This is a genomic window from Victivallis lenta (assembly GCF_009695545.1).
GTDB classification, from domain to species: Bacteria; Verrucomicrobiota; Lentisphaeria; order Victivallales; family Victivallaceae; genus Victivallis; species Victivallis lenta.
Genome location: NZ_VUNS01000021.1, coordinates 85,818 through 94,111 on the forward strand (window position 1 = coordinate 85,818; position 8,294 = coordinate 94,111).

The following is an 8,294-nucleotide window of genomic DNA, read 5'->3' on the forward strand; positions in this document are numbered from 1 at the left end:
ATCAATAGTTTTTTGAAAGGAATTCCGTTTATTCATGTCTGAAAATCTCCGAATGGGATTTTTCAGAGTTGCCATTTAGTTTTCTGACTTCTCTTTTTCAAGTCTCCACGACCGAAAAAGCCGACGTTTTGTTTAATTTTTCTATAAAAACCTCCGTTTTATGCATTCTGCAGCATCAAAGTGCAGAATCTGTCCATGTTGTATGCGATGTTACGTAATCCAAGTTTCACTTCTGCCATGCTGATTCCGATTGTTCGCAGAATTACATCTCCGGCTCGCTGGTGTATGGCTCCGAAGACATGTTCTATCCGCGAACGAATACGGGCTCTGGTAAGGTTTCCCCGCTTCTCCCGTGAGGTCAACTGATGTCCTTTACAACCTTTTCTTTGTAGGTGCGGACGGAATTTTCTCTGCTTCAGATCAGCCTCATGCTCTGCGGAACGATAAGCGCTGTCCGCATAAATATCCCGGCTGGTATTCTTTTCATCAAGAATGTCCTCAAACACTTTGCTGTCGTGAACAGCGGCATCCGTAATCTTGTAATCCCGGATGATCTTGTGCTGAACATCGACCTCAATATGATTCTTATAACCGAAATAATTCTTGCCTCGTTTCTGCGTCCAACGGGCATCCGTGTCTTTCTGACATTTCTTTGCGTCACTCCAGTTTTCAACTGGCGGATTTCCTGCCTTGATAGCCTCATTTTCTTCTCTGGTGTTACGCTGAGTCGGCACGCGAACAATTGTCGCATCAACGATTTGTCCCTTGCGAGCCACAAAACCGGATTCGGCAAGGAAGGCATTGAACTTGTCAAACAGTTTCCGGGTGAGTTTATGTTCTTCCAGTTTTGAGCGGAACAGCCAAATCGTTTTTGCATCCGGAACGCGACTGTCGAGGTCAAGTCCGAGAAAACGCATAAAGCTCAAGCGATCCATGATCTGATATTCCATCTCATCATCGCTCAAATTATACAGAGATTGCAGAATCAGAATCTTGAACATCATCACGACATCGAACGGTCTGCGCCCGGCATTGCTTTTGCGTTCATGGTCGTATATGACCTCAAGTTCTCCGCGAAAATCTTCCCACGGGACAAGTCTTTTCAGATTCGGCAGTATATCACCGTTCTCCGTCAGATACTCCAGACGATTGTATATATCAAAAAGTCCGTTCAGCATGTGCGCCTCCAATATTGTTCATAACAGTATATACTCCGAGGTTCCTTTTTTTGCCAGCCGTATCTCAATTTATCCTTGAATAAATAGAGGTACCCTATACTATAAAATCAGGCGGAAACCAATTCATGGATTTTCATAAAGTTTCGTTAAATGATCATTCTTGCATGGAACGGCGGAAATTGTGGAGTATAATGATCAATGTGCGGTTCGAATCAGGAGGGAATATTGCATGTCGGACCGGCATGGCCGGCGCCGGCGGTTTGGCGGACCTGCCGCCGCCTGAGGGCGAAGCGCGGCAATCCGGCCCCGCCGCGGAGCTGCTGCCCGGACTGGGGGCGCGGAACGGGCGGAATCCGCATGGCTGCGGTTCCGCCCGTATTTCTCTTGTCGTCGCGCAAAAACTGCGGCCGTATCGCCTTTACGGCCGCCTGGCGCGGATATCGCGCATGGTCAATTTCCGGCCGCGGTGTTGACCGAAGTCCGGTAACGGTACATGTCGGAGCTGACTTTGCGCGCGGCTTCAACCATCTCCCGGTACGGGGTGTCGGTCACATCGACGAAGCCGCACTGAATGTTCTCATCGTCCGCGGGCCGTCCGGTCGCCATCTGGTCGGTGTACTTGAAGTAATGCACGCCGGCGATCTGCGGATTCCACAGGGCGCTGCGGACATAGCGGTCGAAACCGCGGGCGCGCTCGACCTGATTGGCCGCGGGCTGCAGTCCCGGATGCGCCGGGCCGTTGGCGGCAGTGCCGTAATGCCACTCGCCGACGATCACCGGCATGTCGACTCCGGCCGGAAGGCGCCAGGCGCTGATCTCCGGGCGATAAAGGTTGAACGAGCATCCGTCGAGATATCTGGCGGAAGTGGCGATCACTTTTTCATTGCGGTCATTGAAGCGGCAGCCGAAGTAGAGCTTGCCGGGGGCTTCGCGGTTGATGACCTCCTTGCAGGTCCGGAAGTAGCGGTTGACGATAACGTCGTTGAACTCCTCCAGATCCGCCCGCGCCTTTTCGGGTTCGGCGGGCATGGCGGTGGAGGCGCGGAAATCCTCCCAGTTCTTGTAAGCGGTCCCCCAGACTTTGTTGAGTCCGGCGATATCGGCATATTTATTTTGGCAGAACTCCGTCAACGCGGCCTTTGCGTGCTGGGAGGCTGGAGAACGCAACGCGCCTTCCGCGAGAAAAGTATTAGTTTTTCCCCATGAGAGTTCGTTGTCGACAAAGTATCCGATACAGAAGGGGTCATCGACGGTGTATTTCTGTCTGGTTTGCAACGCCTCTTTGATTCCGGCGGCGAACCCGGGATTGAAAACATCCGGAAACTTCTGCCAGCCGATTTGCCTGCAACCTTCGATTACATCGTAAAATTTGGCGAACTCCACGGCGGTGATGTAGGGATGATGGAACTCTGCCTTCAGAATATCCGGATGCACCCAGTTGCCATTGGTATTGAATCCCCAACTGGAAAAACGGCGCTGGGAACGAGTTACGAATTCCTTGTGATATTCCTTGCCGTATTTGCGGAACATATTGTAACAGTAGAAGTGGAACTGCAGAATATTGGTATCTTGGTTGCTGCCTTTCCCTTTATAGAAGCCGAAGCGGGGAAAACTTTGTTTTGTGTAGAAATCCGCATTTTCCGCATTGTTTTCCGGCAGTTCCTCAAAGTAATTTTCCCGAAACGTGATCGCGGTAACACTGTCGGACTTATCGTGTGTCGTATTTATTCCGAGCGACCAGAAGAGTTTGCCTTCCGGGTCGGTGAGGAACCATTTCCCCTTGTACTTGACCGTGCCCCAGCCGCCTTTCTTGTCCTCGAAAGTCGGCCCGTCCGACCAGCCGCCGAACCGGTTCCGGCCGGGAATGGCGGGATGGGCGGCGAGTTCGCGGTCTTCCGCCAGCTTGCGCTCTCCGAGCTGGGCGACATCGGTCACCTTGCCGGGCCAGTCGGCATGTTTGTACTGGCCGAACCGGTCGATGAAGGGATAGAAGGCCTCCTTGCTCTTCAATGCTTCGGGAAGCGGTTTCACCGGTTCTTCCACGCGGAAGTTGGAGAGTTCAAAGCGCATCGGCCTGTCGGCCTCGGGATTGCTCGTCCAGATGCGGAGCTGGGCGACCTGATCCGGCACGATTTTGTGATCGCCCTTGACGAAACCGTCGGGGAGACGCTGCATTCCCTCCGGAGCCCACTCCGAACTCTCTTTGACGGCGCGGCCGTAGCGGACGCGCAGCGGCGCTTTTTCTCCGGGGAGCAGCGCGATCGAAGAATAGGCGATATGGGCGAAGGCGTTCGAGTCCTTCCCCTCTTTCAGGTTGACGATCTCCATTTGGAGCTGCATCATATAGGGGTTGTTGTTTTTGACGTCCACAGCCAGAATCGCGCCTTCGGACAGGTCGAAATACTGTTCTCCTTTTTTCGGTGTGATGATCGTTCCCTGCCAGCGGCCTCCTTTGGGCGGCAGCTCAAGCGAGAGCCTGTTGCCGACTGTTCTCACCTTGTCGGTCTTGTTGAACGGGGCGAAAACAGCCCCGCCCCGGGCGATGCTGAAAAGCTGTCTGTCGGCTGCGGCCAGGTTTGCCGCCAGCAGCAGGGCGGCGGCACATGAACCCAATTTCATCATGTTTTTTTATCCTCTGATTTGTTTGAATGGACCTGTTGTCGCCGGCGGCCTCTAAAGCGTCCGGCGGAATCCGTTGACGTCGAAATACTGGGAGAGCCGAAGCTCGGAGTTCTGCAGCCATTTCCCGCTCACCTGCGCTGCATGGCCGTCGGCGAACACGCATCCGCCGCGGCCGGAGTGAACTTCTCCGAACAGGCCCATCTGCCAGGCCCAGTAATTATGCGTTCTGAAGCGATGGAAAACTTGCGTATTGCCCTCTAAAAAGAAGGCGTCGGCGAAAAGCGGAGTCATGCCCGGCCGTTTCATGCGTCCGGCGCGGACGAACTGCCCCAGAAAGCCGTTATCCAGGTAATATTCTCCGAACCTGCCGAAGGTGTCCAGAATGGACGCGGGGACGCCGTCACTCGGCCAGTCGATGCCGCCGTAGACCGTCCGTCCGATAATGGTATGGCTCGGGGCCGCCGGGCAGGATACGGTCTTCCAGGAAATGTAATTTCCGTAGCCGGTCTTTTTTCCCTGCGAAAGATTTTTATCCCATTCGCCTCCGGCGAGAAAATTCGTCCAGATTCCGCCCCAGTTGTAATGCTGTCCCCAGTCGGGAAGCTGAATGCTGGTCGGGATGATGTTTTTATGATCGTCGCCGTACATCCGGGCGCCGAGACCGATTTGCTTGAGATTGTTGAGGCAGGTGGTGCTTCTGGCCCGGTCACGCGCTTTATTCAACGCCGGCAGCAGCATGGCCGCGAGTATGGCGATGATGGCGATCACAACCAGGAGCTCGATAAGTGTGAATGATTTTCTATGCATATTCAACCTCCGTTTCATGGTTAGAGTTGGTTTGTGGTCAGCGACTATTAATATTATACCGTAAAATAGCCCGAAAACCAATTTGAAAATTAGCAAAAAGTTTCGTTAAATGATCATTCTTGCTTGAAACGGCGGAAATTGTGGAGTATAATGATCAATGTGCGGGCTGAATCATGAGAGAAAGGGAAGGGGATGAAGCAACTGCAGCCGATCAACAACAGCGTGCCGGTCGAAAAGGTGATTCCGGATAATATGGCGCAGCTTTTCCTGCCGCTTTATCTGAAGCATCCGGCCGTCCTGAAACTGCGCGACGCCGGAATCATCATGGCCGGAATCAGCGAGGCTTCCGCCGGTTTCCGCCTGCGGCGCACGCCGGATTTTCTCTTTGCGCTTTTCACGCGCTCGGGCTGCGGCGAGATCGTGGTGGACGGCGATGCCTGCGAGCTGGAGGCCGGCTCCCTCTATCTTGCGCCGGCCGGCCGGGAACAGCTCTATTTTCAGAAGGGCGCCGGCAACTGGCGTTTTCTCTGGTTCCACCTGAAGCCCGACGCCGCGTTCCTGCAGCCGCCTCCGCCCGGCGCTGTGACCGGGCGCTGCGGAGATTCGGCGCGGCTCGAGGAGGCGATGAGCGGTTTTGCCGCCGAAACCGTCCGGTCCATGCGGTCGCTGGTCAGCTCGGACGAGCAGCCGCCGGGGAGTTTTTACAGCGATTCGATGAGCCTGGCCGAATCGCTGCGGAGTTTTCATCTTGAGGTGGACGCCTCGAACCAGAACGCCGAGGCGCTGGCCGGGCTTTACGCGGAGCTGATCTTCGGGCTGCTGGACCGCGCCTTCCTGTCGCTGCTGGCCCGCTATGACGGCGACGAACGTTCCGATTGCCTCGACCGGCTCTGGAGCCGGGTGATTGCCGAACTCGGACGGGAGTGGCCGCTCGAAGAGATGGCGTCGATCGTGCATATGTCGATTCCCACTCTGATCCGGCAGGTGAAGAAGCGGTATGACGCCACGCCGATGCAGATGCTCTACCATCTCCGATTGAAGCGGGCGGTCCAGTTGCTGCTGTCGAGCCGGCTGCCGGTAACCGCCATTGCGCGGGAGATCGGTTACGGCAGCGTCTCCTCCTTTTCGACCGCCTTCCGCGCCGAATACGGCGTCACGCCGCGCGATTACCGCCGCCGGCAGCCGGGCGGCGGGCCGTTCTCCTGAATCATCGGTTGCCGCCGCTGTACTTTCTGAAGAATACCTGTTCCTGAAGCATCGTTATTTTTTTGTCTGTCCGGAGAAATCAAGTCGGCAATCCTGATTTGCTATTTCTCAAATGATGAGGTATTTTATTTGATGCTTTATTTGAAGTTTAAAGTTGAAAAATATGAAATTCTGCGGCAGGGGATCTCTGTTCCGGGACGGTCGGCTGCCGGGGGCGGCGGATTATGCGGCTGCGATGCTCCGGGAAACCGTCCGGCCGGGATGGAGATGACGGGAGTGCTTCGGGGTTTTCTCCTCCGGCTTGAACGGGAACTGAATCCGGCATCGGAATATGTGTCGGCCGATGGATTCAGTGAAGAGAGTTTCGTCCTCCGGCGGCGGCACGGAACGGCTTTGAACCGGACGGGGACCGCCGGTCTGCCGGACTTCCGTGAATCGGTTCCGCAGACAGAACAGGCGGGGGAATCATGAAGAAGCTTCTGGCCTGCCTGCTTCTGGCGGCGGCATCGGCGTTGGCGGCACGGACCGTCACGCTCGACTATTTTTTTCAGCAGGGGTGTGAGGAGTGCGCCCGCGTCAATGCGCTGGTGCTGCCGATGCTGGCGGAACGGTTTCCCGGCGAATACGAGCTTCGCAGGCATGACCTCAACGAAGAGGCGAATTACCTGAAGCTGGTCGAATATCAGGAGCGCCTGAACGTCGCTTCCGACGACGCGGTCTGCATGATCGTCGACGGGAGCCGGTATCTCGGCGGTTTCGCCGCGATCGACCGCGGCCTGCCGGAAGCGATGGAAAGGGCCCGGCGGCTTCCGGCAGGTTCCGCCTCTCCGGCGGATGCGCCGCCGGATCGGGAGCGGCTCCACCGACGCGCCGAAGCCTTCACGATCAGCGCGATCCTGACGGCCGGACTGCTGGATGGGTTCAATCCCTGCGTATTCACCACCCTGATCTTCTTTATGAGTCTGCTGTCGCTCTCCCGCATCCGGGGCAGGCGATTGCTGGCAGTGGGGGGCGTTTACTGCCTGGCCTGTTTCTGCACGTATGTCGCCCTCGGCTTCGGGCTGTTTCACATCCTGAAGCTCTTTTCCGGCTATCAGGTGATGCGGCTCGGAATCGAAACCGTGCTGATCGCGCTTCTGCTGCTGTTTGCGTTCCTCTCCTTCCGGGATGCATGGCGGTTCCGCCGCAGCGGCAGAAGCGGCGCCGTTGCGCTGCAGTTGCCGGAGCGGATCAGAAACAGGATTCACGCCGTGATGCGAAGCGGATTGAAGTTCCATTATCTTCTGGCCGGGGCTTTTACCGTCGGTGTTCTGGTGACGGTGCTCGAAAGCGTCTGTACCGGGCAGGTCTATCTGCCGGCGCTGGTGCTGATGTCGCGTGAATTCGGGGCCGGAAGCCGCTGGTTCGGCTATCTGCTGCTCTACAATCTCATGTTCATTCTGCCGCTGCTGCTGCTCTTTCTGGCTGCCTGGCGCGGAACTTCGATGCCGGTGTTCCTGAACTGGAGCAAAAAGAACGTGGTTGCCGGAAAAACGGCGCTCGGCTGTCTTTTCCTGCTACTGGCCGCCCTGATGCTGCTTTGAAACTTATCGGCTGATCGGCTCTTGACCGGCGAGGGTTCCGCGGATGCGGATCGAAATCGGCGGCTGTCCGGCGGGGGAGACGATATCGATGCGGAACTCCTTTTCCACGATTGCCGTGCCGTCGGCCGGAGTCAGCTGGCAGACGGCGAACCATTTGCCCTCGCTTTTTTCCAGCCGGCAGCCGGAATCGGCGGCTGCGGAAAGCTCCACGCCGGATTGGGAAGGCAGCAGCTCGAAGCGGAATTCATACTCCCGGCCGGCTTTCAGCTTTCCGGCATAGAACTGGGCGGAGGGTTTGACTTCGACCAGCGGCTGCGCGGTTCCCTTCAGCTCAAGGCGGATGAAGCGCCGCCCGGCCATATCGGTTTCGACATAGATGGTTTTGGAGAATTTCCCGAAAACGGAATTCGCTTTGACCTGCGTCCGGATTTCGAGTGCCTTGCCGGGCAAAAGTTCCGAAGCGGAGACCTGACTGATCAGACAGCCGCAGGTGGAGCGGATCTTTCGGATTTTAACCGTCTCCCCGGTGGCGTTGACCAGTCTGAAGGTGTGCTCCCGGCTTTCCGCCGCCGGGTAGGCGCCGAAATCGGCCACGCCATTCCCCGACACCTCCAGTCCGCCCGCCGGCAGCCGGCAGCAGAAGAGACATCCCAGAATCATTTGCGATAATATGATTTTATGATTCATGCCGCTGACCGATATTTCCTGTCGAAAGGCTGCCGGCTGATCCGGCAAGTTATTTTCATTTGAAAAGCATGGCAAAAACTGTTTTTGCCGATCCTTGAACTTTTTCCGTCATATAAATTACATGCCGAACGCCGATAACGCAAACGGCAGGTGCAATCATCCCGGCGAACCGGAGGGAGCCGGATTGTCGTTCCGGGAACTCCCGGTGTCT

Annotated in this window: 7 protein-coding genes; 3 read left to right on the top strand and 4 right to left on the bottom strand. The window is 56.2% G+C overall.

The window, feature by feature from the left end:
• Nucleotides 1–158: 158 nt before the first annotated feature.
• Nucleotides 159–1,178 carry an IS5 family transposase gene (locus tag FYJ85_RS16680; protein ID WP_154419568.1) on the bottom strand — a complete coding sequence of 340 codons (1,020 nt, stop codon included), beginning with the start codon at nucleotides 1,176–1,178 and terminating at the stop codon, nucleotides 159–161.
• A gap of 191 nt (nucleotides 1,179–1,369) precedes the next feature.
• Here FYJ85_RS16680 and FYJ85_RS16685 point away from each other — a divergent pair, with 191 nt between their 5' ends.
• Nucleotides 1,370–1,651, top strand: coding sequence for a hypothetical protein (locus tag FYJ85_RS16685; protein WP_154419569.1), 282 nt, complete (start codon nucleotides 1,370–1,372; stop codon nucleotides 1,649–1,651).
• Here the strand turns inward: FYJ85_RS16685 and FYJ85_RS16690 are convergent.
• Both FYJ85_RS16690 and FYJ85_RS16695 read right to left on the bottom strand, forming a co-directional pair.
• On the bottom strand, nucleotides 1,629–3,800 hold the full coding sequence (locus tag FYJ85_RS16690) for a beta-galactosidase (RefSeq protein WP_154419570.1): 2,172 nt from the start codon (nucleotides 3,798–3,800) through the stop codon (nucleotides 1,629–1,631). The two genes, FYJ85_RS16685 and FYJ85_RS16690, sit on opposite strands and share 23 nt — an antisense overlap.
• A 51-nt stretch (nucleotides 3,801–3,851) precedes the next feature.
• Entirely contained in the window at nucleotides 3,852–4,607 is a 756-nt protein-coding gene (locus FYJ85_RS16695) for a prepilin-type N-terminal cleavage/methylation domain-containing protein (protein ID WP_276529152.1), read from the bottom strand.
• A 192-nt stretch (nucleotides 4,608–4,799) separates the two neighbouring features.
• Here FYJ85_RS16695 and FYJ85_RS16700 point away from each other — a divergent pair, with 192 nt between their 5' ends.
• Together FYJ85_RS16700 and FYJ85_RS16705 are read left to right on the top strand one after the other, a co-directional pair.
• Nucleotides 4,800–5,813: an AraC family transcriptional regulator gene (locus FYJ85_RS16700; protein ID WP_106055532.1), complete on the top strand. Its 1,014-nt coding sequence runs from the start codon at nucleotides 4,800–4,802 to the stop codon at nucleotides 5,811–5,813.
• A gap of 467 nt (nucleotides 5,814–6,280) precedes the next feature.
• Nucleotides 6,281–7,396: a cytochrome c biogenesis CcdA family protein gene (locus FYJ85_RS16705; RefSeq protein ID WP_154419571.1), complete on the top strand. Its 1,116-nt coding sequence runs from the start codon at nucleotides 6,281–6,283 to the stop codon at nucleotides 7,394–7,396.
• A 3-nt stretch (nucleotides 7,397–7,399) separates the two neighbouring features.
• Here FYJ85_RS16705 and FYJ85_RS16710 read toward each other — a convergent pair whose 3' ends face one another.
• Nucleotides 7,400–8,083 carry a DUF1573 domain-containing protein gene (locus tag FYJ85_RS16710; RefSeq protein ID WP_154419572.1) on the bottom strand — a complete coding sequence of 228 codons (684 nt, stop codon included), beginning with the start codon at nucleotides 8,081–8,083 and terminating at the stop codon, nucleotides 7,400–7,402.
• Nucleotides 8,084–8,294: the final 211 nt, after the last annotated feature.